The organism is Corallococcus terminator (genome assembly GCF_049194865.1).
Classification (GTDB): Bacteria; Myxococcota; Myxococcia; order Myxococcales; family Myxococcaceae; genus Myxococcus; species Myxococcus terminator_A.
This window is the reverse complement of sequence record NZ_JBLZWL010000104.1, coordinates 21,075-44,989: the sequence shown is the minus strand read 5'-3', so window position 1 is coordinate 44,989 and position 23,915 is coordinate 21,075. Positions and strand designations below refer to the sequence as shown.

The following is a 23,915-nucleotide window of genomic DNA, read 5'->3' as shown; positions in this document are numbered from 1 at the left end:
TTGTGCAGTATCGGAAAGAGACGGTCGCCGCATTTGTCACGGACGTGCCTCGCGGTGAACGCGTTCCCGACTCCGGGCTCGTGTTTGAGGTGTGGCTTCTATGCTCGTGTGCGCGCCTCTTTCGCGAGTCGGGAGCCTCCTTGAATCTTCGAGTCTTCGAGTCCGAGCAGGAAGCGGCCGTCGCCTGCGCCGCGCGCGTCTCCGAGGCGGTGACGTCTCATCCGTCGCTGGTGCTGGGGCTGCCCACGGGTCGCTCGCCGCTCAACGTGTACCGGGAGCTGGTGGCGCTGCATGAGCGTGGGGCGCTGGACTGGTCTCGCGCGACGACGTTCAACCTGGACGAGCTGCTCGGCGTGTCGGGCGACGACGGAGGCAGCTTTCGCGCGTACATGGACCGGCACTTCTTCCGGAAGGTGAACCTGTCGGAGGAGCGCATCCACTTCCTCGACGGCGCGGCGCCGGACGCGGTGGCGGAGTGCGCGCGCTACGAGGCGGAGCTGGCGGCCGAGGGTGGGCTGGGATTGGTGCTGCTGGGCATTGGCGCCAACGGACATCTGGCCTTCAACGAGCCGGCCGACCACCTGCTGGCGCGCTGTCACCGCACGCGGCTGAGTCGGGAGACGCGCGAGGCCAACGCGATGCTCTTCGGAGACGACCCCAGCCGTGTGCCGCTGGAGGCGTTGACCTTGGGGATGGGGGCGCTCATCCAGTCGCGGCGCGCGATGCTGCTGGCGTTTGGCGAGGGCAAGGCGGAGGCAGTGAAGGCCATGGTGGAAGGCCCCGTGACTCCGCGCTGCCCCGCTTCGTTCCTGCAGCTGCACCGCGACGTGGAGGTGTGGTTGGACAGGGCCTCGGCGAGCGCGCTGTCGACGCGGACTCAGTAGGTCTTCGAGTGGGCGACGCGGGGTGACCTCAGCTCGCGCACCTTGCCGAGCAGGGTGAGGAACTCCTCGCGGTCCGCCTGGTCGTCCGTCGCGTCTTCCGCGAGCGAGTGGAGGCGCGCGAAGCCACGGTCATCGGTGGGTGCGGTGCCGCGCAGGAGGTCCGCGGTGCCAGCGACGGCGAGGGCGAAGCGCAGGTCGGAGGATGCGTTCGCCAGCGTCTCGCGTACCTGGTCGCGGGGCAGGGAGAAGCGCTGCTCGGAGACCTCGGAGTCGCCGGGCTTCTTGGCGCGGACGCGGACGGTGGCCACGGTGGAGCCCTCGCCCGTGAGGTCCAGTTCATACAGCGCGGTGACGGTGTGGCCCGCGCCGATTGCGCCCGCGTCGACGGCGTCCTCGCGGAAGTCCTTGTCGGCGATGGCGCGGTTCTCGTAGCCGAGCAGCCGGTAGCCGCGCACGGCGGTGGGGTCGAACTCCACCTGGATTTTGACGTCCTGGGCGATGACCTCCAGGGTGCCGCCGAGCTGCTCCTGGAAGACGCGGCGGGCCTCGCGCTCGGAGTCGATGTAGAAGCAGTTGCCGTTGCCCTTGTTGGCCAGGCGCTCCATCAGGTCATCGCGGTAGTTGCCCATGCCGAAGCCGATGGTGGAGAGGGTGACGCCTTCCTTCACGTAGCGGCTGATGCTCTCCAGCATGGCGTCCGCCGTCTGGTTGCGGCCGAGGTTGGTGTCGCCGTCGGTGAGGACGATGACGCGTGAGACGCGGTCGCCGCCGGCCATGCGGACGGCGTGCTGATAGGCCAGCTCCAGGCCGTTGCCCATGGCGGTGCCGCCGCCCGAGGTGAGGTCGTCGATGGTGGATTCGATGTGCCTGCGGTGGCTCGCGGGCGTGGTGTCCAGCACGGTGCGCACGTCGCCCGCGTAGGTGGAGATGGTGACGGTGTCGGTGGAGTTGAGGCCGGCGACGGCGAGCTTCATGGACGTCTTGGCGAGCTCCAGCCGGTCCGGGCCGGACATGGAGCCGCTGGTGTCCACGAGGAAGACGAGGTGCGTGGACTTGCGCTGGGCCTGGGCGACGTGGCGACCCTGGAGGCTCACCTTGAGGATGTGCTGGCTCGGGGTGAAGGGAGAGGGCGCGGCCTCCAGGGCGACGTGGACGGCGCCCTCTCCGGGGGCGGGTTCGGGGACGCGGTAGCGGAAGTAGTTGACCCACTCCTCGACGCGGACGGTGTTGGCGGAGGGCAGTTGGTCGTTCTTCACGGCGCGGCGGAAGAAGGCGTAGGAGGCGGTGTCCACGTCCACGGCGAAGGTGGAGAGCGGGTCATCCACGGTGCGGGTGTAGGCGTTGGAGGCCAGGCGCTCCACAGGGTGGACCAAGGTGTCGGCGGGCGCCGTGACGTAGGTGCCCTGGGTGAAGTGCTGCATCGACTTGCGGTGCAGGGAGGACGACGCGCCGTCGTTGCCGTACTCGGAGTTCGCTCCGAAGCTGCGCAGGGTCTTCTGGCGCGCCACCACGTCCGGGCTGCCGGCGAGCGCCCCGCAGGTCGCGCCGAAGTGCTTGCGGATGTTGTCGCCGAACAGGGTGACTCCGGCCACGAAGGCGAGCGCTGCGGACAGCAGGGCGAAGGTGACCTTCAAGGACTTGCTCATGGAGCCTCGGGGCGTGGAAGGAGTCGTCATGCGTGAGCCACTCGTCGCACGAGTGCTTCACGCCGCGCGTCCGTCATTCGCCCGAGGTCGGTCAACGGGAGGAGGTCGGTCATCCGACCGATGCGGTCCTCCTCCGCTGATATGGGGAAGGGCGTCGACCGCCGGTTTCCCATACATCCATGGGAGCAGCAGAGCCTCCGGGGAACCTTGCCACGGCCGTCCAGCGGAGTTCGTTCTGTCCCTGACTTTGTTGGCTGGATCTTGAAGAATGGCGAGGTCGCGCCCCTCGACTCTCACGGACTGACATGTCATTGGGATGAGAGGCAGGATGGAGGGCCTGACGCCCCATGATGCTGACACGTCCAGATAAGCTCTTGCGCTGGGATGTGCTGGAGCGACACCTGGAAGAGGCCTCGTTCCTATGGACTCAATGGGAGAATGGGTTGGGCTCTGCTTCCTATTGTCTGAAGGAGGTTGCCGAAGGTGACGAGCACCGGATGCTGGCGCACCTCGATGCGCTGGCGGCCGGTGGGGAGCAAGTGGCTGTGAGACTGCTGGCACCCGCCCTGAAAGGCGACGACGAGGAGTGTGTGCGCGTTGCCTGCTTTTCGCTGCTCTCCAATGGAGACGGAGAGGACTTTGAGGCGGTGCTGCAAGCGCTTGCGGAGGGCTCCGAGGCGCGGCGCCAGGGCAGTCGACGAGCATTGGAGTTGAGCCCGCACGAAGGGCTCTCCGGGCGCATTCTTCCTCTCCTGACCCGGAGGAACGAGGCGCTGGTCCCCCTGCTGCTCAATGTCCTGGACTTCCGGCAGGTGCACCCCGGCTCGGCGCTCACCGAGCTGCTCCTGCACGATGACCCACATGTGAAGACCGCGGCCTTGCGGGCCGCGAGGCTCTGGCCCGCAGATGTGCCACCTTCCTGTGTGCACCATGCCCTGAACTCCCCCATTCCTGGGGTCCGTGAGGCGGCCATCGAAGCAGGGCTCCTTTGCGGAATGCGGGGGGCGTGGGACGCCTGTCGACGCCTGGTGGAAATGAAGGGACCCTCCGGTGAGCTGGCGAGGGTCGCACTTGCCATGGGAGGCCAGGACGCTGACATCGAACGGTTGCTGCGACTGTTGAGCGAGTCAGCGTTGCAACGCGACGTGCTCTGGGCGCTTGGCTTCAGTGGACGGACGTCAGTCGCTCAGTCGTGTCTTGAGTGGATGCACGAGCCGCACCGTTCCGCCGTGGCGGCGGAAGCATTCTGTGCCATCACGGGGTTGGTCCTCCAGGGAGACCTGGTGCAAGAGCGCGACCCGGAGTCCACGGATGAACTGCCTCCCTTGGAAGAGGACCTCGACACGGACCTCACGCCAGGACCGGACGCGGAGCTCCCACTGCCGAATGCCGCTGCCGTGAGTGCCTGGTGGAACAAGGCAAGAAAGGACTTCAGTCCGGACACTCGCTATCTGCTTGGCCGGCCCTGGACACCCGCGAGGCTGCTAGAGGCGCTCGAAGGGGGGCCCATGCGACGTCGGCCCGTCCTCGCCCGCGAGGTCGCCATTCGCAGCCGGCGTGGGGTTCGGATAGAGACTCGAGACCTCTCGTATCGCCAGTATCGACAAATGCAGGAGGCGCGTCGTTCAGTAGAAAACGCCTGGGCCCTGCGCCCCTTCGCAGAGTGGATGCGCGGCTGAAGCGACGGGGGCGGGGCACGTCGCCAGTGATAGACTTCCAGCTGTTGCCAGGTGGTCGCGGAGGCGCCATGGGGAACAGTGTTGGAGTCAACAAGATGTCAGTGGTGCACAAGTCATCCAATGGGACGACCGTGGCCGCCCCGGACGTGTGCAAGACGCCGAGTCCGGCGGGCCCTGTGCCCATTCCCTACCCCAATGTTGCCCGCTCCGCTGACAGCGCCAAAGGCAGCAAGAAGGTAGAGGTCGAGGGGAATCCGGTGTGTGTCAAGGACTCCAACTTCAGCACCAGCACGGGGGACGAGGCTGGCACCGCGGGCGGAGGGGTCGCCTCGAACAAGACGAAGGGCAAGGCTGAGTTTGTCAATTACTCCTTCGACGTGAAAATCGAGGGCAAGGGTGTGGCACGGGCATTCGACTTGATGCTGCACAACGACAAGAACACGCCCCCCGCGCCGCTCATTCAGCCGCCCGTCGTGTCCATGGCCAAGGACCCGGATGCCAGCAAGTGTCGCTGCTGCAAGGATGAAATCAAGGAGTGAACTGCAAGCGCAAGGATGGTCACCGCCATGGCCCTGACTGCCTCCAATCGACATCTTCTGGTGAAGAAGCAGAAGGCCACGCTGACGCGCGCGCCCTCCAAGAAATATCGCCAGGAGGGTCTCACCTTCCTCACGGGCAATGGAGCGCGCCGCACCCGGGTCTACGATAACGACGCGAAGATCATCGCCGGCCTGGAGTTCATCGGGCGCTCGCCCATCAGCAAGGGCATGACGCGCAAGCAGCAGGCCGCTGGCTATCACCTCGACCAGTTCGCGGCGGACAACTTCTTCAAGCCGTACAAGAACATGGGGCATCATCTGGTGCCCTGTGAGTGCTTCCAGGACCCCAAGCTATTCCCGGAGGACCCACTGTCCATCCTCCGGGCGGTTGACTATGACGTCAACGAGGGCCGCAACATCATCTTCCTGCCGGGCTATTCTGACGGCTTCGAGATCCTCCGCAGTGAGCTCAATTGGAGCACGCTCGGTTCAAGGACCCAGGAAAATCACAGACAGAAATGGAAGAGAGAATCCCTGCGGAGCGCCAATCTCCACAAGCTCCCTTGTCACTGGGATTTCCACAAAAAATATACTGGCTTGGTCAAGCTCGACATGAACACCCTGCGCAACAGGCTCAAGGCACAGGTCAAGAAGTTCTGTAAGGACTGGAATCCGCCGGCTTCGATTCCCAAGCAGCTGAGAAAGCTCGAGGATGACTACTGGGAGTATGTCGTCAAGTTCGGCGAGAGCCGCCCCCTGGGTAAGGCAGCGTCCATCGATGCCCTCATCAAACAATTCCTGAAGCCCAAGAAGGGATTGGGAAGATAGGATGACCTACTATCCCTGGGTTCACGATGACGAGGACGACTCCCTGGCCTGGGTGGAGTACACGGCGGACTTTCTGCTCGAAAGTCCGGACGAGCACCTGATTCACGAGGGGGTCTCCGTCAATCGCTGGGTGCCCCCCGACCTCGTCTTCGACCTCTCCGAGGATTACGGCGTCAAGCTGAGCGACTCGGTGCCCAACCTGCTCGGCCTGCTCATCGTGTCGGAGAAGCTGAAGACCCTTCTCGAAAAGAAGGCGAGCGCACAGATTGAATTCCTGAGCATCCGGCTCCGAAACCCGAAGCGAAGGCTGGTGCCCAATCCGTACTTCATCGCCAATGTTCTAGGCAGCATCGAATGTGTGAACCTGAAGAAAACCAAGTGCACCTGGTCGGCCATGGACCCCGACCAGATGCATCGAATCAAGAAGCTCGTTCTGGACGAGCCACGGATCGGGCCAGAGGCCAATCTCTTTCGTCTCAAGGAGGAGTTGCGAGTTTTTGTCGCCCGCGAGGACCTTGGGATGAGCATCGTCGATGCGAAATGTACGGGGATGATCTTCCAGGACCTGGACGACTATGGGAGCGAGTGGCGTGACTGAAAGGAGCCGATGGTGGATCGACCCTCGCTGAAGGACATCGCGGAGTCGTCGGTCATCAACATCAAGTTGCTGAGCGACGAGGCCGCGCTCGGGACGAGGCCGGCATCGCAGATGGAGCGGGTCCTCTTCTATCTCTGCCAGTGGCATCGCATCGGGGCCATCGCCAGGCTCCTCTGCTACACCGATGTGAAGGCTTTTCATGAGCACCTCGCACGCTCAGGAGAGGCCAGGCGGCGAATGCTTCGGCTGAGGGCTTCGCAAGACCTGCCTTTTGGCCGCTTCAGTGGCACAGCCCAGTACGCGGCTGTCTGCGATGCGCTTGCCGCCGGCGCGGACGAGGTGGCGTGCGAAATCGCCCAGCTGTCTTGCAAGTCGCTGCTCGAGGCGGAGGAACTCGAGGAGGACTTCCACTATGGCCGCTTCATCCACTGGCTCGTGGAGGGGCCTGGTGCACCGGAGAGCGAGGCAGCACGCATCCTGGAAGAGTTTGGACGCCTGGTGGGAGGGGATGTCCCCGCGCAACTGTCCATCTGCGAAGCCCTCCTCGCACGCGATCAGCGAGGCTTCGACGTGTCGCTACACACCCTCATCGAAGAGCGGGCGGCGTACTTCCATGCGAAGGCGCGCGCGTTGAGCGCGAAAGACGAGGCCTACGAGACGAATCGCTTCGTCTTCGTCGAGGGGTTGGCCCTGGTACGAATGGCCGAGCGCCGAGGTCTGAGCACTGCTCCTGAGTACAAGTACATTCCGGGACTGGCGAGGATGCGAGTGGCTGGGATGCCTCGGGTTCAAGCCCGTCCGCCCCGCGCGCGTCCGGCGAGAACCAGATGAGGCTGGTGGTCACCGGAATGGGGATGTTGACCTCTTTGGGCTACGGCGCGACTGGCACTTGTGCCGCCATCCGCGCTGGGCTCAGCCGTGCTCAGGAACTCGACAGCGTGGGGCCTGGGGGCGAGCCACTTGTCGGGCACCCCGTGACGGATTATGCCGAGGGATTCCTCCAGGCAGGCGCCTGGCTCAGGCTGGGGGCGGGCGCCTTGGCGGATCTCCTGCACTCCGCCTGCCTTCCGCTGGCCTCGGACAACTTCTGGTTGCAGACGGGATTGACGGTGCTTGCCCCCCGCATCGACCCGGAACGCTTCCTGGGATGGATGAGTGGGACGCGGGAGGAGTTGCTCCGTGATTTTGCCCTCCCCTTGAGCGGGCTGGTGGAGCTTCCTTTCGCCGAAGAGCGAGCCGAGGCCCTGGGGCTTGGACATTGTGGCTTGGGTGAAGCCATGAAGCGCGTGGGGAAGGAGATAGAGTCCGGCCGACTGGCGCGGGCCATCATCCTGGGTGCCGACTCCTATCTCGACCCCATGAGCCTGGACTGGCTCGCGGGAAATCGCCGCCTCAAGCACGCCGAGCAACCGGTGGGGGTGTTGCCGGGCGAGGCCGCGGTCTGCATCCTCGTGGAATCCCCGGTGGCAGCACGTGCACGCAACGCGTTCATCGGAGCCTGTGTCGAAGGTGTGGTCGTGGGCCACATTCCCGAGAGGCCGCTCGGCAAGCGCGAGCAGACGGCTCCAGACACGTGGGTCGCACCCTCAGCGCCGCGGTCGGGGAGGGCTCTCGCGGAATGCGTGGAACAACTCCTGTCCCACGCCAAGAAGCCTTTCGCGGGTCATCTCATCGCCGACTTGAATGGAGAAACCTGGAAGTCCACCTCATGGGGACATGCCCAGGTCCTGCTCAATCCACACGTCGACTTCGACCGCTGTCGGCTCACCATTCCAGCGGAATGCCTGGGAGAGATTGGTGCGGCGAGTGGCCCCCTGGGGGTTGGCCTCGCCGTGAGTGACTTCGTTCGCGGGGGAGCTTCATCAGAACAAGCGATCATCTGCTCGCTTTCGGATGCCGGGCAGGTATCCGCCGTGCTGTTGCGCTCTCCCGAGGCTGATTCAAAGAGGTAGGGCCCGGTCTTCACACACGGGGGGCGCTGCTGCGACGACTCCGGAGGCTTCAGCCCGGGCGCGTGTTCACGGTGACAGTGGGCTTCGCCTGCGTCGCGCGCGTTGGCGCCTTCGCGGGAGCAGCCTCTGTCTTCTGCTTCGCCTTGGGCGCCACGGGCTTGGCGACCACCGTGGTGCGTGCTGGCGCAGGCTTGGCAACGACCTTGGGCCGCGCGGGCGCCACGGGCTTCGCCGCCACGGCCTTCTTGCTCACCGGCGCCACAGCGGGCCGCACAGGCGCCACGGGCTTCGCCACCGTGGCCACCACGGGCCGAGCACGGGCAGCAACGACGGGCGCAGGGCGAGGCGGCTCCGGCGGCCTCGTGTGCACCCACGCCGCGAGCACCTTGGGCACGTAGTACTCCGTCTCCCCATTCCTCGGCACCCGCCCATTCACGGAGCCGGGCCCCGCGTTGTACGCGGCCACCGCGAGGCTCACGTCGCGGAACCGACGCAGCTGCTCGGCCAGATACCGCGCGCTCCCATCCAGCGCGGGCGCCGGGTCGAACGGGTCCTCCACCTTCAACATCACCGCCGTGGTGGGCATCAACTGCCCGGGCCCCATCGCTCCCGCCGGAGAGATGCGGTGCACCCGCCCCTCCGACTCCACCAGCACCAACGCCTGCAACAACCCCGGAGGCAGCCCGTGCCGCCGCTCCGCCTGCGCGATGAGCGGCTCCAACGGCTCGTGCCCATCCCACAGACACGACGGCCGGTGCGCCACATACGTGCGCAGCGCGTTCACCTTCATCTCCAGGAACGACAGCGACAACGGCGACACATGCGTGTCACCCAGCCACGAGATGGCCCCGTTGATGAGGACCACCGGCACGACGGCCGCCAGCCCCACCCACGCCCACCACGGAATGCTGAAGCCACCCAGGGCCCGCTTGCGCGCCACACTCCACCCTTAAGTGCGCTTGGCCCCTCCGTCCAACTTCCGGCCCCCCGCGCGTGTCCCAGGCGGCACTCGCAGCCCATCCAACACCAGCGTCGTCAGCGCATCCGGCAACTCCAGCGGATTGCCGATGTCCTCCTCGCTCAACACCGCCAGCAACAACCGCTCCACCGCCCCCACCACCGCGAGCCCGCTCACCGCCGGCCGTATCGGCCGCAAGAGCCCATGCGTGTGCGCCTTCTGGGTGATGTCCACCGCGTGCCGCGACACCTCCCGCGCCAGCTCCGCCACCTTCTGACGTGCCCCCACCGCCGGCCCCCGACTCTCCTGGAGGTACAGCCGCACCACCCCCGGGTACTGCAACAGCGCGCTCGCGATGACGGCCGCCATGGCCCGGTACGCCTCGAACATCGCCTCCACCCCGCGCGCCTTCCCGAGCGCCTGGCCGCACGCCTCCAGCCCCGAGAGCAGCTCGCCCCGCACCGGCTCCAGCAGCGCCTCCACCAACGCCGCCTTGTCGACGAAGTACCGGTAGAACGTCCCCTTGGCCACGCCCGCGGCCTGGGTGATGTCGTCGATGGTCACCGCGTCCAGCCCCCGCTCCACGAAGAGCCGCAGCGCCGCGTCCTCCAGCTCCTTCTTTCGCTCCCGCCGCGCCGTCTCCCTCCGGCCACCCGGCCTCCCCGGCCGCTTGTCCGCCTCCACGCCCCTGTCCCTCGTGCCGTCGCGGCTCACCATCGTGCGCTCCGACTCATTGCGTGATAGATAAAGAGTGACCAAATAGTCATGATATCGAGGGCGGGGAGTCGGCCGGGCGCCCCGCTGGAGAGCGACGATGATCGGCATCCCTCTAGGCTGGGCGTACTCCAATTTCGGTGAATGGGCGCTGCACAAGTACGTGCTGCATGGCCTGGGACGACACCGGGGAAGCTTCTGGGGCTTCCACTGGCACGAGCACCACCAGGCGTCCCGCAAGCACGACATGCTGGATGACCAGTACCTGCGCTCGCTGTGGACGTGGTCCGCCCAGACGAAGGAGCTCCTGGGGCTGGCCGCCGTGGCCCTGGCGCATGCGCCGCTGTTCCCGGTGGCGCCCTTCTTCGTGGGCACCGTGTGGGCCTGCGCGGTGAACTACTACCGGGTCCACCGCCGCGCGCACCTGGACCCGAAGTGGGCTCGCGAGCACCTGCCCTGGCACTACGACCACCACCTGGGCTCGGACCAGAACGCGAACTGGTGCGTGACGCACCCGTTCTTCGACAACCTGCTGGGCACGCGGCGCGAGCACCTGGGCGTGCAGCCCTCGGCCTCCACGGTACCGGTGGTGCCCGTGGGCACGGGGGAGCGCCTGACGTCCGCGTCCCCCGCGCACCCGTGACGCGGACCTAGAAGACCAGGTCGAAGTAGTTCGCCCTGGCGCGCACGCCCGCGCACGCCTCCAGCCGCGCGCTCCAGTCCCGCGTGGGCAGCGAGCCCCGGGCGTCGAAGACCAGCTCCAGCGAGTCCTCGCGGGCCATGTCCAGCAGGTTCACCGCGCCGCTGCCGGTGAGCCGGATGGACTGCGTGGGCGACGTGTTGGTGCGGCGGTACTCGCCAATGAGGAGGCTCTCGCTGGTGCCCGGGCGGACCACGGAGACGCTGGCGCGCTCGATGCCGCTCAGGTCCGTGCTGGACGTCACCTCGAAGACCTTGAGCCGAAGCTCCGTCTCCACGTCGGTGTCCTGGGGAAGCGCCTCGTCGAAGTCGCCCAGCGGGAAGTCCAGCGAGTACTGGAGGTTGAGGGTGCCGGGCAGGGCGGCGGGGAAGTCGACGTCAGGCTCGGCCTTGCAGATCTCCTCGGCCTCCGCCTCGATGAAGAAGAGCGAGTCGCAGCCGGTCGCGACAAGCGCACAGGTGGAGAGCACCAGGGCGCGGAAGGTATTCGTTCGCATGGTGTGTCTCCAGACTCAGAAGAAATAGAAGAGGAAGCCCACCTTCACGGAGGGGATGGTGGCGCGCAGGGTGAGGTTTCGCGCGGTGATGTCCGAGTCGTCCGTGGCCTCCGCGATGAGCGCGCTCGCGTCGTCCACGCCCATGCGCACGTAGCTCAAGCCCAGGTGCAGGAAGAAGTTGAACCGGCTGGCGGCGCCGATTTCGAGCCCCACGCTGGCGGCGACGTAGTCGTAGCTGATGTCACGGATGGCCGACGTCGCCGACGTGGGCGTGGCGCCGAGCCAGTCCACCACGTCGTTGTAGTCGGAGCCGAAGTAATGCCCGCCCTCCGCGTTGATGGAGGGGGAGATGAACGTGTCCATCGGAAGGATGCTCAGGCCGCCACGAAAACCCAGGCTCAGCGTGTTGGTGGTGGGCCCCGCCTGCAGCCGCAGCCAGGGCAGGGGCTTGAAGACCGCGGACACGCCGATGCCATGGGGTGCGCCCGCGTCCACCAGCAGGCCCAGGCGGTAGGGCTCCGCGCCCGCTGGCTCCTGGGCCTGGGCGGCCGCGCCGGTGCCGACCGCCAAGATGCAGGCAAGGGCCGACCCATGTCGTCGGAGGGATGCCGCACGTCGTCTCGTCGAAGGTGTTGCCATCGTCATGTGCTGTTCCACGAAGGAAGTCCGGCCCGTCGACCATCATTCGGCGGCGGGCGCTGAAACGGAAGCCGCGGGGATGAAAATGATGGGCGCGCTTCCTCCTCGTGCGCCGACTTCTTGCGCGGAGGACTCGCACGCGCGGTGAAAGAGCGATTAGAGTTCAGCTTCCAACAACAGCGGTCCGGGGGGCGAGGATGTCTCACAACAAGGTCACCGCGCGGAAACTCACGTCGGGCCTCGGGTTGCCCACGGGTGAGGCCCACACCCTGGTCCTCAAGCGCCGCGCGGCTGTCGTGGTGGAGCTGGACGACCTCACCTTCCACTCCGGCAGTGCCGTGCTGCTGCCCGCGCCTCACGCGCGCGAGAACTGGCGCGAGGGGCACACCGGCGGACTGACGTGTGTCATCCGCGCGCTCGAGTACGCGCTGGAGAAGAAGCAGACCCTGCTCGTCGCCGGGCACACCGACAGCGTCGGAGGGGATGGCTCCAACCGCGCCCTGTCGAAGGCCCGCGCGCAGAACGTCCATCTCTTCCTGACGGGCGACAAGGAGGGTTGGGCGTCCTCGTGCGCCGAGCACACCGTGCAGGACTATCAGACGGTGCTCACCTGGGTGGCGGACGAGTACGGCTGGGACTGCGACCCGGGCGGCATCGATGGCAAGCACGGGGCGCGCACCACGGCGGCGCTCAAGGCGTTCCGCAAGGCCGTGGAGGCCGTGCACGGCTCGAAGCCGCCGGACTCCCGCGCGCCGGGCGTGGAGGACTGGAAGGCCGTCTTCCAGCTCTACGAGACGTATGTCGCCGGACGCGTGGACCTGAAGGCCGCGCGGGGCGCGCTGAGCTTCGCCTCGCCCGAGGTGCTCGGGTGCGGCGAGGACTGGCCCATCGAAGGCAAGGGCCAGGACAACCTGCGCTCACAGGTCAACCGCCGCGTGGAGCTGGTCTTCTTCGAGGAGCCGCCGCCGGACTTCTCGCGCCAGAGCCCTCCGGGCGCGCAGCTCTACGGGGCCCAGGCCAGCTACCAGCGCAGCTATCTGCCCATCACCCCGCGCCACACCTTCTTCTTCTCTGTCTGAGGCGGCTGTCCTGCCCTCAGCTCGCGTGGAGCCACCATGCCCGTTCCGGAAGTCCTGAGACTCTACGGACGTACCGATGTGTTGACCGCGGTGGGAGACCAGCAGCCGTCCGCGAGTACCCCGGCGTGGAACGCGGCGACTCGCCACCGCAACGTTACGCGGACCATCACCCTGCACTACACCCACGGCTGGGTGGCGGGGAACTGGCAGCTCAATGGCTCCGACTGGTTCGGCGCGACCTTCAACATCGACCTGGATGGGACGCTGTACCAGTGCGAGGAGATGATTGTCCGCACCAACCACGTAGGTGGCTCGCCTGACTTCACCGGGCAGTACAGCTTCGTCAACCTCACGTCCATCGGCGTGGAGCTGGCGCGCTTCGGCAAGATTCAGCAGGGCCCCACGCAATACAGCGTCAATGGCTATCCTGGCATCGACTTCCAGACGGTGACGGTTGTCCCCGCCGAGTGCAACTACAGCACCCACCCGGGCTCGAAGACGGGCGGCACGCGCCGCTACAAGCTGGGCAAAATCAATGGCGGGACGGTGCTCCAGAGCACCAGCGCCAATCGCGCCTACTACTACATCAAGGTCGCGACGTTCGACGACGAGCGCAATGACAACCGCGCCACGTACCCGCTGGACGTGCTCTTCACCGAGGAGCAGTACCAGACGCTGGTGAAGTGGGCGAAGTGCATGTGCGAGATGAATCGCATCCCGAAGGCCTTCCTGCTGCACCCGGCCACCGGCGTCGAGCAGCCCTGGATTGACGTCCAGGACCTCATCGAGGTGAACACGCCCGCGGTGCTCCAGAACAAGGAGCGGGTGCGCTCCTTCCAGGGCCTCATCGGGCACAACAACATCCAGGCGGACCGCTCGGACCCGGGCGCGTCCATGGACTTCTACCGGCTCAAGCGCGGCATCAGCGACGAGTGGTGGTACCCCGTCAACCTGGACGACACGACGCGGGCGCTGAACTACCTGGAGACGGCGCGCTCCGCCGACTACATCGCGATGACGGCGTACAACGCCGCCAACCGTCGCGACAGCTACTTCACCGCCTGCGAGGGCGCGGGTGGTGGCTACTTCCCGGTGGGCCTCAACCGCCTGTGGCACGGCGGCATCCACCTGCCCTCGGGGGAGAACGCGCGGCCGGTCTACGCCATGGCCAATGGCCGCATCGTCGCCGCGCGCGTCGTCAACGGGCTGGTGCAGGGGGTCGAGCCTCGCTACAGCCGCTGCTTCGTGCTCGTGCGCCACGAGGTGCACGTGCGCGAGGACGCGAACCGCGAGGGGGAGGTCGACTACGGAGCCGACTCCACGGAAACCGTCTATTCCCTCTACATGCACCTGAGACCGCAGGTGATTGCGCGGAGCGCCGCGGGGGCGGCGGTGGTCGACTACGCGGCCCATCCGGACTGGCTCAACCACTACTTCATCGACCATCCGACGGAGCAGGCGCCGGACAACGGCGACATCTTCTATCCCGACCAGCCCGTGCTGCTCAGTGACCTGATGGGCCACTCGGGCACGTACATCACCGGGCTCGACGCCTCGGGTCCCGTGTATGGGCCCACGGTGCACGTGGAGGTCTTCACCACCGCGGACGTGTCCCTGTTCGCCGACAGCCCGTGGGTGGAGGCGGCCAACCGGATGGAGGACACCACGGAGGACCTGGTCTGCGAGGTGCCCGCGCTGGATGACTGGCTCCAGGGGCGGGGCTATCCGCCCATCACCCAGGTCGATGTCCGCACCGCGGTGAGCGACTTGCGTCAGATGGCCGTGCGCTTCCGCAGCGAGTGGAGCCTGGAGACGCGCGAGCAGCTCAGCCAGAGCCTCGTCGTGGGACAGCCGGCCGTCGAGGTGGAGCTGACGCAGGCCCTGACGAGCGAGCAATGGGAGGCGAACATCCGGCCCCTGTGCTTCCACACGGACATGCAGGGCGTCGCCACCGAGGCCGTCATCGGGCCCTTCCTGGGCGACTCGCATGTCTGGCACCTGCACCCGCTCGTGTTCATGCAGTGGATGAACGAGCGCGTCACGCGGCACGAGCAGATTCTGCGCTCGCAGGACAAGACGCGTGGACAGGTGTCGAGCACCATCGCCGTGGAGAACGGGTACGTGGTGCGCTTCGTGAATCCCGTGCCCTCCGTGGCGCCGCCGCAGGGGTACGCGGAGGTCCGGTGGAACGACAACCTCTACGAAGTCACGGTGGACCGGCTCTGTGATTTGACGGCGCTGGCCGCGGCGCCGCAGCAGACGACGCGCTTCCGGATGCGCCTGCTGGATGCCCTGGAGATGATCAACGACCGTCAGCACGGCGTCACGGTGGTGCTGAGCCATGTGGCGCTGGAGGTCAACGCGCTGAGCGCTCGGGCGGGACAGCACCTCGCGGGCAACGCCGTGGACGTGCGCCCCGGCAATGGCACCACGGCGGCGAACTGGTTCGAGTTCTTCCAGACGGTGCAGCGGGTGGTGACGTACCTGAACAACCGCGAGGGCGCGGGCTCGGTGGTGCTGGAGATGTTGCAGGACGCCGACGGAGCGACTCGACCCCAGGTGGACGCGACGGCCAACAGCCGGGAGTGGCTGACGCGGCTGCGCGCGGCGACGGCGGCCACGGATGCGCAGCTGACGGCCGCCACCCCCGAGTTCGCCACGCTCCAGGCGGAGCTGGGGCAGATGCGCCTCCACCTGCACGCGCCCTGAGTCGGTGCCAAGATGGTCCCCATGCGCGTGCGCGAGGAACGACGACACCCCGGGCGAGGTCAGCGATGGGGGCTCACCGTGGCGAGCCCCTCCGTGAAGGAGGCCCGACACAAGCCCGCGTCGCTCGGGAGTCGCTGGAGGTCGTCCATGGGGCGTCGGGTGCTGGGATGGATGGTGGTGCTGCCGCTGCTGACCGGTGCCTGTCGGCAGGCGGTCGCCGCCGAGTCGTCCTCGACCGTGCCTGTCCCCCCGGAGCGGTCCCCGGTGGCGTCGCCGAGCACCCTACCGGCCTCGACGGAGCCAAAGCCTCAGCCGCAATCCGCGCGGACGTCGCCGCCCGCCGCTGCCCAGCCCATGGCGGGAGCTGGTCCTCAACAGTCCGTATCCACGCCGCCTGCCGCGACCGCGCAGCCCCTCACGGGCGCTGTGCCCCAACCTGCGGTAGGGGCAGCATCCGCCGCCCCGTCCTCTCCGGCGGGCCCGGTGCTGCTCGGCGTGGACCCCGCTCAGGCTCCTCGGGACACGGAGTCAGCGTTGCATCCGGTGCGCTCGGCCGTGGGACGGAAGGACTTCGTCGCGGCGGCACGGGACCTCGAAGCGCTCCTCCAGTCCGACCTCCCGCGCTTCGCCTCCCTCTGGGCGACGGACGCCGGACTCGCGCCGCTCCGTGAGAGCGAGCCGGGACGGGCGTTGGCCGCGAGACTGCCTCAGCTCGAGTCCTCCTGGCGCGCGGCGCTGACCCAGGGCCTCCCCCTGGTGTGGTGGAAACCCTCGGCGCCACGGAGCGAGGAGGGTGATGGCTCGGAGGCCTATGTGACGCCGCCTCCCGCGTTGCTCCGCGCGGGCGCCTATCTGCCCAAGCAGCACCGCTTCGTTCCGGCGGGACCGCTGGAGCCCGGCGTCATCACCGCGCGCCTGTCGACCGACCGCGCGAGCGTGCTGCTCGTCCGGGGAAGCCTCGGGCTCGGCCTGCCGTCGATGCTCACGGACCTGGAGGTGAGCGTCCGTGACGCCGTGACAGGGAGCCCGACGACTCCCGTGCGCAGCCCCACTCCGGACTACCGCGGTCCGCAGGCGCTCCAGTGGAGCGAAGTCCAAGGCAAGTGGGCCTTCCGCGTCCAGAACAGCGACCAGACCAACCCCTCGCTCCCCCAGTTCAGCGGGTGGCGTGACGTGGCCACCGAGAGCAGCCGGAGCAATCGCTCCGTGTCTGCCCAGGGAGAGCTCATCTCCGAGGGCTCCGTGCTGCTCGGGCTCCCCGAGGGCTGGGTGAGGGAGGCAAAGGCGCTCGTCCAGGCGTCGACGCGTCGGAGCCTCCCGCACAACACCGTGCCCGCGAAGCAGCCCTTCCTCCAGGCCGTGACAGTGGGAGACGCGCTCTGGGTGTCGGCCGTGGAGTTCTGGTGCGATGCCTCGACGCCGGAGCCGACGAGCATCCTCCGCCATGTCGTGGAGCGCATCACCAGCGACAACAAGCGCGTGCGCATCCATGAAGGGCCCGGCGGTGCTTCGTTGCTGGCGCTGCCGGACGGGGGGCTCATCGTGCAGGTCGACAAGGAGGCCCGGCTGTTTCCCGCGCGCGTGACGACGTGGAAGGAGTCGACGGCCCTGCCGGAGGGCGTGCTGTTGACCACGCCCCTCCAGCCCCGGTTCTGTCGGCCGCTCTGACGCTTCAGCTCGGGAGCGCCTCGGTGCGGCCCTGGCGCGCGTTGACGGCCTCAATCACCTGCGCGGGCGGGATGACGCCCTTCTTGCCGAGGATGACGGCGGTGGACTCGCCCTCCGCCACCACCTTGCCGTTCGAGATGAACTGGTGCGTGGCGTAGAAGTACTTGTCGTCCCAGCGCGCAATCGTCATCGACACCGTGTACTTCCGGAACGGCGGCAGCGACTTCTTATAGTCCATGGTGTGGCGCACGATGATGGGCGCCCACTTGTTCTTCATCATCAGCGCCAGCAGGCCCGTGCGGATGAACAGGTCCACCCGGTTCAAGTCACACACCGTCAGGAACCGCCCATTGTTCATGTGCAGGTTCAGGTCCAGGTCATTGAGCCACACGCGCTTTTCCAGCGTGCTCGTCAACGCCTCCACGCGCATCTCCGGCTTCCAAATCGAAGACAGCATGACCCACAACAGCCTGAGATAGAGATTCATGTGCTTCGCGCTGCTCCTGCAAGAAGAACGAGATGAGGCGGGACGGCGGATAGTAACAAAGCCCGGAAGGCTGTCGGTACATGAAACCCAGGTGCCCACCGTGCGGCGTGACTTCCAGGCGGACATGCCCGCGCAGCTCCTTCGCGGCGGGGAGGGTGTCGCGCGCCACCAGGGGGTCATCCTCGGCATTGAGGATGAGGAAGGGCGTCTCGATTCCCGCGAGGAATTGCCGGCTGCTGCAGCGGCGGTAGTAGTCCTCCGCGTCGTCGAAGCCGTGCAGGGACGCGGTGAAGACCTCGTCGAAGTCGCGGATGCTGCGCAGCCCCTTCAGCGCGTCCAGGCGTGACACGTACTCCGGCAGGTGGGCCTTGAGCCGCGCCACGCGCTGATAGGAGCGCAGCACGCGCAGCTGGTAGAGCTGATTGATGCCCTCGCACGCGCGCCGGGCCGTGCTGGACAAATCGAACGTCAGCGAGACCGCCGCCGCCGCCTTCAGGTGGCTGTGGTGCCCCGTCTCGGCGAGGTAGCGAATCACCATGCTGCCGCCCAGCGAGAAGCCCACCGCGTACAGCGGCGTGCGGGGCTCCTTCTCGCGCAGGGTGGTGATGAGCCACGCCAGGTGCTCGGTGAAGGCCGCGTGGTAGAACGGCGCCCGACGGTTGGCGAGTGCTCCACCCCGGTGGCACAGCACCGCCGCTCGCAGCCCCCGCTGGGACAGCTCCCACAGCAGGGCGCGGATGTAGATGGAGTTCGGCGTGCCCTGCATGCCCGGCAGCAGGATGAACAGCGGCCCCGTCCCCTCGCGGTTCAGCCAGTGCACGTCCGCGAAGTCACCGTCCGGCAGCTCGTGCCGGACGTGCTCGGACGCCACGTCGTAGCGGCGCGGGTCCAGGTGCGGCACCACCGTCTGCACGTGCGAGGAGCGCAGCCACCAGGGCGCCTCGAACGCGCTCAGGAGCTCAGCCACGGAGGGCCTCGGCCGGCGGCACCGCGGCGTCCTCGGGCAGGGGCATGCCGATGTTCGCCATGACCTCCAGGTCCTTGGGCGTCAGCACGCGCGTGCGGCCCCGCACGTAGTCCGCGCCCAGCACCAGGTTGAAGTTCGACACGCCGCCATAGCGGTGGTGCAGGAAGTGGTTGCGGTAGATGGCCCGGCCATACCGCGTGCCCAGGAACCACGCGAGCCACCGGGGCGCCGTGCGCTGGCCCTCCTCGAAGGGCCGGTGCAGGTACGGGTGCACGAAGTGGCTCATGAAGGGCGGCAACAGCAGCGTCACGCACCCGGCCAGGAAGCCGATGGGCTTGAGCGTGAAGTAGAACAGCGGGAAGAAGATGACGAGCGGCGAGACGAAGACGAACGCCCCCTCGCCGTGGAGCCGCGTGGCGAAGGCGCCCCGGATGATGGTGAGCCCGTGCTTGCCGCGCTGGACCAGCTCCTCGGTGAGCTTCTGCTTCTCGTCCTCGCTGCGGAACTGGGTGATGTGGTCGTTCCGGAACGTCCTCACGTGGTGGATGGTGTGGTGCGAGAAGTGCGTGTTGATGAGCGGCCGGAACAGCCACGGCGCGCGGGACCAGGCGCGCACCGCCTTCGGGCGCGCGTCGGACACGTACTCGTGCATGAAGGACTCGACGTAGGACGAGATGACGTAGCCCAGCGCGAGGCCGAGGAGGACATGGATGAAGTCAGGCATTTTCAGCGCTCCTCGCTGGAGAGGGTGAGCAGGCGGTCCATCCGGCCCGGAGGCGTGGCGGACGAGCCCGTCAGGAGCGCGTGAGCGCCCCGAGGTGGGGTGGGGGGAAAGCCAGTCATGCGACCCAGCGACTCGTCGTAGACCTTGAGCTGGAAGGCCTTGAACGACTCCAGGGTGCCCAGGCGGATGCCATGGCCACTCAAGTCGTGGCGCTCCATGTAGTCGCGCAGCAGGTAGCTGGGGACCTGCGGCTTCAGGTGATGCACGTGGTGCAGGTTGATGGCGCCGAAGGTCCACTCCAGCGCGCGCGGCAGCATGAGGTAGCTGCTGCCCTTCAACGCGGAGTCCTTCAACGTCCACCGCGCATGCGGCACCCAATAGGGCTCCTCCACCTGGTGCTGCACGAAGAAGAGCCAGATGCCCAGGCCCGCGGCCACCTGCGTGACGACCAGGTGCACGACGAGGAACCTCGGCCAGTCACCGAAGGCGAGGACCGCCAGGTGCAGGGCGAGCAGCACCAGATTCGTCACCGCGATGGAGCGGCGCTCCGGCCTGCGCTCCTTCGCGACGATGCCCGGCATGCGGAAGCGCAGCAGGAACTGGAACAACGGCCCCACGCCCAACAACACGACGGGGTGACGATAGAGGCGGTAGCGCAGGCGCGCGGCGGGCTTCAGCGCGCGGTACTCGTCGGCTGTCATCGTCACGATGTCGCCGATGCCTCGCCGCTCCAGGTCCCCGCTCGTGCTGTGGTGGACCAGGTGCATGGCCCGCCAGTACGCGTGCGGCGCCAACGTCAGCAGCCCCAGCGCCATCCCCACCCTGTCATTCATGGAGGGCCGGGCGAACAGCGAGCGGTGCGCGCAGTCGTGTTGGAGGATGAAGACCCGGACCAGGGTGATGCCCGCGAGCACCGCGAGCCCGAGCCCCGCCGCCACCGAGTGCGCGAGGGCCACGTAGCTGGCGGCCGTGAGCAACAGATACGCGCCCACCGTCGCGAGGACCTGGGCCACGCTCCAGGCAGTCCTGGGTTGCCAGCTTCGCGGCTCGGCAGGAAGGGTACTGTCGGATGAAGGATGAGATGTCATGGTTGTCTCGACGCTGTCTGCCGGCCCCCCAGAACCATTGATTCCCTTTCTTTCCGACATAGCGCCCGCTAACGCATTGCGACAAGGACCCCCAAGGTTGGAAGCTCTGACTGGCTTTTCCGGTGAAACGGGAATCGTATGGGGTGCTTGGACGAAGGCCGCTCCCCTGCGGGCGAGCCAAGAGCCCGAGGGGTCGGTTCATACCCGCCACGGCATACGTGACAGGTAGGGACTCAAAACGTTGCCTGTGAGGGTGCGGTCGCGCTCAGTGCGGGGCGCGGTCCGGAGGGCTCGTGGGCGGCTTGCGCCACAGGGGCAGGGTGATGCGGCTGCCGCCGAGCCAGGCGATGTCGAGCGGGACTTTCGCGTCGGCGATGGACTCGCTGCTGACGTCCTTGCCGGTGCCGTAATTGAGTTGTGATTGCGACTGCTTGTTGATGGCGAGCACGACGACGACCTGGCTCCCCGCGGCGAGCTGGCGGCTGGTCATCCTGCCGCTCTGGAACGTCAGGCGCTGGGGCTTGCCCGGCGTGAGCAGGCGTCGCTGGGTGCGGTCCGCGACGTAGCTGGCGCGCGCCAGCACATACGACAAGTAGAAGTACTCGCTCTGGGGCGTGCGCTCGAAGAGGACCACGTTGAAGTCGAAGTCCTTCTTGTTGGTGATGAAGTCGAGCTGGCCGGAGAACAGGCCGCTGACCTCCACGGGCGCATCGAGCGGCTCGCTGACGAAGGTGAAGCCATTGCGCGCGTCCACCGTGGTGTCGACGATGCGCGCGGGCTCGGAGTGCCTCCCCTCCGAGCGGTCCTTGAAGTCGATGCGCTGACGGAGCACGGTGCCCGGCGCGGGAGGCGTCAGCGCGAGCCGGTGCGTGTCACCCGAGGGCGCGGGGTCCAGGTACAGCTCCAGCGAGCTGTTGCTCAGGGCCTTCAGGTCGGGCGCGTGCTTCCACGTGTTCGCGCCCATCACCTGGTGGTTGATGCGGTCCTTGAGCAGCGCGGGCCTGGGCCCGTGGCGCAGCACGTGCTCCAGCCACTGGTAGCGCAGCTCTCCCACGTCGAGCCGCGCGACGGGGTCGATGCGATAGCCCATCAGCTCATCGCTGGAGAAGCGCTGCGCTCCAACGTGGTCATACGGGCCGATGACGAACGTGTGGTTGGCGTCCTTCGCGTACTTGAGGTGCTCGGTGAGGTAGTACATCGCGCTCAGGGAGCAGCCGTCGTAGTAGCCCGTGGTGGTGAGGACGGGGATGCGGATGCGCGCGAACTCCTCGCGATACGGAATCATCTTCCGCCAGTAGGCGTCGTAGCTCGGGTGCTTCAGCCAGCGCTGGTAGAAGGGATTGGGCCGCCCGTCCAGTCGCTCCAGGGCGCGGTAGGGCTCGCCGCTCTGGTACCAGCGCTCGTCGAGCGCGTCCCACCGCGCGGCATCGAAGTAGTCGGCGTCCGCCAGGCCCTTGTCGAGCGTGACGTAGCGCGGCCACTTGTAGAAGAAGCTCTGGAAGACGTTGCCCTGCATCGGCACGTCGATGCCCGGCGCGACGGGGACCGACGGCATGATGGTCTTCAGCGCCGGGTGCCCTCGCTTCGCCGCCGCCCACTGGGTGAAGCCCTCATAGCTGCCGCCGAACATGCCGACCTGCCCATCGCTCCACGGCTGGCGGCTCACCCAGTCGATGACGGCGATGGCGTCGTCGCCGTCGTGCTCGAAGGGCACGGGCGCCTGGGGGCTCGTCCGCTTGCCGCGCGTGTTCGCCGTCACCCCCGCGAAGCCATTCGCCGCCGAGCGCACCGCCTCACGGAGGTTGTCGTCGCTGGCGTAGATGGTGAAGGACATCGCCGCGGGCAGGGGACCGGTTGCGCCGCGGGGGCGCGCCACGAGGACGGACACCGACGCCCCGTCCGGCGTGCGCACCCTCACGTCGCGGTCGATGAGGTAGCGACGCGCGTCGTCCTCGGCCCACAAGGCCGCCGCCTCCGGGAGCAGCTCCTGGAAGCCCTGGTGCACCTGGTAGCGCCGCACCAGCTCCAGGGCCTGGGCGAGCGGGACGCGGCCCGACCTCCTCGCCTCCTCGACACCGGCCTCCAGCTCCTTGCGCGCGCGCTCCAGGTCGAACCGGAACATGCCCTTCGCCTGGTAGGCGGTGCGGTCATCCAACGCGCCGAAGGTCTCCTGGAAGGCCGTGCGCAGCGCCTTCGCGTACGGCGTGCCGTGCGCGGCCTGGTCGAGCTTCGCGCGTGCGTGGGCCTCGTATTGAAGGAAGGTGATGCCCTTCACGGGCGAGTTCGCCTCGCGCAGGGGCCGCAGCGCGCGGAGGGACTCGAGCGCTCCGGTGAAGTCTCCCGCCGCGAGCTGGAGTCGGAACAGGTGCCCCAGGCGCGTGTCGGTGTCCTGCTCCGAGTACACCGCCAGCACCTCACGCGCGAGCGTGGGCAGGGCCTGGGCCAGCGCCTCGGGTGACGAGGCGTCCGGCGCGGCGAAGTCGCGCGGTTGGGCTTGCGCGAGGGTGGCCAGGAGGAGGGGAAGACAGAGCAGTCGGCGCATGGAGGCTCGGCGAAGAGGGTCGCGAAGATAACGCTCGGGCGGCGATTCCTGGTGGCCTCGTGTGCGAAGCGCGCTTCACGGACATGCGCGTCCATCGGAGCCGCGCGCGGTGGAGGTGTGCGGGGGGCCCACCTGTTCGGTTCACGAGTTCGCGTTGGCTCTGTGCTCCGTCCGACGAAGCGCGTGTCGCGCGCGTCAGCGTGTTGAGACATCGACGACGGCTCCATCCTTCGGACCACTTACCGCGCCCCGCAGCCGGTGCGACCTTGCGAGCCCGGACGTCACTGTCGATGCAGGCACGTGAGCACCGGCCCAGGACCTTCGGGGGGACCGGATGATCGACGAAGTCGATCTGCGATTGAAGTCGTGGGCAGGCCGGATCGCCGGCGAAGCACCCGTGCATCTGGGTGTCCCGGACCGGGAGGCCGTCGAGCGAGGCGTGTGTCTCTATCTGCTGGAGCTGGGGCCCGCGCCTCCAGCGCGAGGTGGGCGACGTGTGCCGCTCCAGATTTCCGTCTGCTACCTGGTCACCGCGGGCGCGGAGTCGCCGGAGCTCGCGCACCGGCTGCTCGGGGAGCTGGTCTTCTCGGCCATGGAGGAGGCGGAGTTCGAGGTGGACCTCACGCCCGTGCCCGCCACCGTCTGGGCGGGCCTGCGCGTCCCCCCGCGTCCCGGCTTCCGGGTGCGCCTGTCCGTGCGGCGCGAGCGCCCGCAGCCTGTCGTCCATCGCGTGCGCTTCCCCGTCATCACCCAGGCGGTGCCCGCGGAGGCGCTGCTCGGCTGCGTCGTCGGGCCCGGTGACGTGCCCATCCCCGGCGCGCTGGTGGAGCTGCCCGGGCTGAGCCTGGTCACCCGCACCGACGACAAGGGCTGCTTTCGTTTTCCCCGCGTGCCGCCAGTGGCCACGCTGGGGCGGCTGGAGGTGCGAGCGAAGGGGGAGTTGCTCGCACTGGGTCCGGAGGCGCTCGCCTCCGAGCCTCAACCGCTGCTCATTCGCTTGCCGCTGAAGGAGGACTGA

23 protein-coding genes are annotated in these 23,915 nt (G+C 67.6%); 12 read left to right on the top strand and 11 right to left on the bottom strand.

The genetic code is table 11. The features are described from left to right. The first annotated feature begins 140 nt into the window (after window positions 1-140). On the top strand, window positions 141-884 hold the full coding sequence (locus ACN469_RS31050) for a glucosamine-6-phosphate deaminase (protein WP_498773743.1): 744 nt from the start codon (window positions 141-143) through the stop codon (window positions 882-884). Here the strand turns inward: ACN469_RS31050 and ACN469_RS31045 are convergent. After that, complete coding sequence (locus ACN469_RS31045; RefSeq protein ID WP_498773741.1) at window positions 878-2,560, bottom strand: vWA domain-containing protein; 1,683 nt, start codon at window positions 2,558-2,560, stop codon at window positions 878-880. The two genes, ACN469_RS31050 and ACN469_RS31045, sit on opposite strands and share 7 nt — an antisense overlap. A 317-nt stretch (window positions 2,561-2,877) precedes the next feature. On the opposite strand from ACN469_RS31045, the gene ACN469_RS31040 reads away from it, so the two are divergent. The 6 genes from ACN469_RS31040 (at window position 2,878) to ACN469_RS31015 (ending at window position 8,126) form a co-directional block, all read left to right on the top strand. Next, entirely contained in the window at window positions 2,878-4,209 is a 1,332-nt protein-coding gene (locus ACN469_RS31040) for a TIGR02270 family protein (protein WP_498773739.1), read from the top strand. A 68-nt stretch (window positions 4,210-4,277) separates the two neighbouring features. Then, entirely contained in the window at window positions 4,278-4,748 is a 471-nt protein-coding gene (locus ACN469_RS31035; RefSeq protein ID WP_498773737.1) for a DUF4150 domain-containing protein, read from the top strand. A 27-nt stretch (window positions 4,749-4,775) separates the two neighbouring features. Next, window positions 4,776-5,576 carry an AHH domain-containing protein gene (locus ACN469_RS31030; protein WP_498773735.1) on the top strand — a complete coding sequence of 267 codons (801 nt, stop codon included), beginning with the start codon at window positions 4,776-4,778 and terminating at the stop codon, window positions 5,574-5,576. A gap of 1 nt (window position 5,577) precedes the next feature. Then, window positions 5,578-6,174 carry an imm11 family protein gene (locus ACN469_RS31025; RefSeq protein WP_498773733.1) on the top strand — a complete coding sequence of 199 codons (597 nt, stop codon included), beginning with the start codon at window positions 5,578-5,580 and terminating at the stop codon, window positions 6,172-6,174. Between the two features lie 9 nt (window positions 6,175-6,183). Beyond that, window positions 6,184-7,005, top strand: a complete 822-nt coding sequence (locus ACN469_RS31020) for an Imm49 family immunity protein (protein WP_498773731.1) — start codon at window positions 6,184-6,186, stop codon at window positions 7,003-7,005. Next, window positions 7,002-8,126, top strand: a complete 1,125-nt coding sequence (locus tag ACN469_RS31015) for a hypothetical protein (protein ID WP_498773729.1) — start codon at window positions 7,002-7,004, stop codon at window positions 8,124-8,126. Before ACN469_RS31020 ends, ACN469_RS31015 begins: the two co-directional genes overlap by 4 nt. A 49-nt stretch (window positions 8,127-8,175) precedes the next feature. Here ACN469_RS31015 and ACN469_RS31010 read toward each other — a convergent pair whose 3' ends face one another. Then, window positions 8,176-9,066: a lytic transglycosylase domain-containing protein gene (locus ACN469_RS31010; protein ID WP_498773728.1), complete on the bottom strand. Its 891-nt coding sequence runs from the start codon at window positions 9,064-9,066 to the stop codon at window positions 8,176-8,178. 9 nt (window positions 9,067-9,075) lie between these two features. Next, a complete protein-coding gene (locus ACN469_RS31005; RefSeq protein WP_498773726.1) occupies window positions 9,076-9,801 on the bottom strand; it encodes a TetR/AcrR family transcriptional regulator in 726 nt (241 codons plus the stop codon). Between the two features lie 97 nt (window positions 9,802-9,898). Between ACN469_RS31005 and ACN469_RS31000 the strand changes: the two genes are divergently transcribed. Beyond that, window positions 9,899-10,441, top strand: coding sequence for a hypothetical protein (locus tag ACN469_RS31000; protein WP_498773724.1), 543 nt, complete (start codon window positions 9,899-9,901; stop codon window positions 10,439-10,441). 7 nt (window positions 10,442-10,448) lie between these two features. Here ACN469_RS31000 and ACN469_RS30995 read toward each other — a convergent pair whose 3' ends face one another. Continuing rightward, window positions 10,449-10,994, bottom strand: coding sequence for a hypothetical protein (locus tag ACN469_RS30995; RefSeq protein WP_498773722.1), 546 nt, complete (start codon window positions 10,992-10,994; stop codon window positions 10,449-10,451). A gap of 15 nt (window positions 10,995-11,009) precedes the next feature. Then, window positions 11,010-11,564, bottom strand: a complete 555-nt coding sequence (locus ACN469_RS30990; RefSeq protein WP_498773720.1) for a hypothetical protein — start codon at window positions 11,562-11,564, stop codon at window positions 11,010-11,012. 266 nt (window positions 11,565-11,830) lie between these two features. Between ACN469_RS30990 and ACN469_RS30985 the strand changes: the two genes are divergently transcribed. Continuing rightward, entirely contained in the window at window positions 11,831-12,712 is an 882-nt protein-coding gene (locus tag ACN469_RS30985) for an OmpA family protein (protein WP_498773718.1), read from the top strand. 36 nt (window positions 12,713-12,748) lie between these two features. Next, window positions 12,749-15,421 (top strand): peptidoglycan recognition protein family protein, encoded by a 2,673-nt coding sequence (locus ACN469_RS30980; RefSeq protein ID WP_498773716.1) that lies wholly within the window; start codon window positions 12,749-12,751, stop codon window positions 15,419-15,421. A 59-nt stretch (window positions 15,422-15,480) separates the two neighbouring features. Here the strand turns inward: ACN469_RS30980 and ACN469_RS30975 are convergent, their stop codons facing one another. Beyond that, window positions 15,481-15,702 carry a hypothetical protein gene (locus ACN469_RS30975; protein WP_498773714.1) on the bottom strand — a complete coding sequence of 74 codons (222 nt, stop codon included), beginning with the start codon at window positions 15,700-15,702 and terminating at the stop codon, window positions 15,481-15,483. A 214-nt stretch (window positions 15,703-15,916) separates the two neighbouring features. On the opposite strand from ACN469_RS30975, the gene ACN469_RS30970 reads away from it, so the two are divergent. Next, window positions 15,917-17,089, top strand: coding sequence for a hypothetical protein (locus ACN469_RS30970; protein ID WP_498773712.1), 1,173 nt, complete (start codon window positions 15,917-15,919; stop codon window positions 17,087-17,089). Between the two features lie 4 nt (window positions 17,090-17,093). Here ACN469_RS30970 and ACN469_RS30965 read toward each other — a convergent pair whose 3' ends face one another. The 5 genes from ACN469_RS30965 to ACN469_RS30945 all read right to left on the bottom strand — a co-directional run bounded on the left by ACN469_RS30965 (window position 17,094) and on the right by ACN469_RS30945 (window position 22,897). Continuing rightward, on the bottom strand, window positions 17,094-17,480 hold the full coding sequence (locus ACN469_RS30965) for an acyl-CoA thioesterase (protein WP_498773710.1): 387 nt from the start codon (window positions 17,478-17,480) through the stop codon (window positions 17,094-17,096). Next, window positions 17,467-18,543, bottom strand: coding sequence for a YheT family hydrolase (locus ACN469_RS30960; RefSeq protein WP_498773708.1), 1,077 nt, complete (start codon window positions 18,541-18,543; stop codon window positions 17,467-17,469). The genes ACN469_RS30965 and ACN469_RS30960 overlap by 14 nt, the downstream gene beginning before the upstream one ends. Then, window positions 18,536-19,267: a hypothetical protein gene (locus tag ACN469_RS30955; protein WP_498773706.1), complete on the bottom strand. Its 732-nt coding sequence runs from the start codon at window positions 19,265-19,267 to the stop codon at window positions 18,536-18,538. The genes ACN469_RS30960 and ACN469_RS30955 overlap by 8 nt, the downstream gene beginning before the upstream one ends. A gap of 2 nt (window positions 19,268-19,269) precedes the next feature. Further along, on the bottom strand, window positions 19,270-20,280 hold the full coding sequence (locus tag ACN469_RS30950; protein WP_498773704.1) for a fatty acid desaturase: 1,011 nt from the start codon (window positions 20,278-20,280) through the stop codon (window positions 19,270-19,272). A 340-nt stretch (window positions 20,281-20,620) separates the two neighbouring features. After that, window positions 20,621-22,897 (bottom strand): CocE/NonD family hydrolase, encoded by a 2,277-nt coding sequence (locus tag ACN469_RS30945; protein ID WP_498773702.1) that lies wholly within the window; start codon window positions 22,895-22,897, stop codon window positions 20,621-20,623. Between the two features lie 397 nt (window positions 22,898-23,294). Here ACN469_RS30945 and ACN469_RS30940 point away from each other — a divergent pair, with 397 nt between their 5' ends. Beyond that, window positions 23,295-23,915 (top strand): carboxypeptidase-like regulatory domain-containing protein, encoded by a 621-nt coding sequence (locus tag ACN469_RS30940; protein ID WP_498773700.1) that lies wholly within the window; start codon window positions 23,295-23,297, stop codon window positions 23,913-23,915.

Coding starts and splice junctions, on each gene's coding strand:
- ACN469_RS31035 (WP_498773737.1), top strand. CDS start 4,278: ATGGGGAACAGTGTTGGAGTCAACAAGATGTCAGTGGTGCACAAGTCA.
- ACN469_RS30980 (WP_498773716.1), top strand. CDS start 12,749: ATGCCCGTTCCGGAAGTCCTGAGACTCTACGGACGTACCGATGTGTTG.
- ACN469_RS31045 (WP_498773741.1), bottom strand. CDS start 2,560: ATGACGACTCCTTCCACGCCCCGAGGCTCCATGAGCAAGTCCTTGAAG.
- ACN469_RS30995 (WP_498773722.1), bottom strand. CDS start 10,994: ATGCGAACGAATACCTTCCGCGCCCTGGTGCTCTCCACCTGTGCGCTT.
- ACN469_RS31025 (WP_498773733.1), top strand. CDS start 5,578: ATGACCTACTATCCCTGGGTTCACGATGACGAGGACGACTCCCTGGCC.
- ACN469_RS31000 (WP_498773724.1), top strand. CDS start 9,899: ATGATCGGCATCCCTCTAGGCTGGGCGTACTCCAATTTCGGTGAATGG.
- ACN469_RS31005 (WP_498773726.1), bottom strand. CDS start 9,801: ATGGTGAGCCGCGACGGCACGAGGGACAGGGGCGTGGAGGCGGACAAG.
- ACN469_RS31020 (WP_498773731.1), top strand. CDS start 6,184: ATGGTGGATCGACCCTCGCTGAAGGACATCGCGGAGTCGTCGGTCATC.
- ACN469_RS30985 (WP_498773718.1), top strand. CDS start 11,831: ATGTCTCACAACAAGGTCACCGCGCGGAAACTCACGTCGGGCCTCGGG.
- ACN469_RS31015 (WP_498773729.1), top strand. CDS start 7,002: ATGAGGCTGGTGGTCACCGGAATGGGGATGTTGACCTCTTTGGGCTAC.
- ACN469_RS31030 (WP_498773735.1), top strand. CDS start 4,776: ATGGCCCTGACTGCCTCCAATCGACATCTTCTGGTGAAGAAGCAGAAG.
- ACN469_RS30955 (WP_498773706.1), bottom strand. CDS start 19,267: ATGCCTGACTTCATCCATGTCCTCCTCGGCCTCGCGCTGGGCTACGTC.
- ACN469_RS31040 (WP_498773739.1), top strand. CDS start 2,878: ATGATGCTGACACGTCCAGATAAGCTCTTGCGCTGGGATGTGCTGGAG.
- ACN469_RS30945 (WP_498773702.1), bottom strand. CDS start 22,897: ATGCGCCGACTGCTCTGTCTTCCCCTCCTCCTGGCCACCCTCGCGCAA.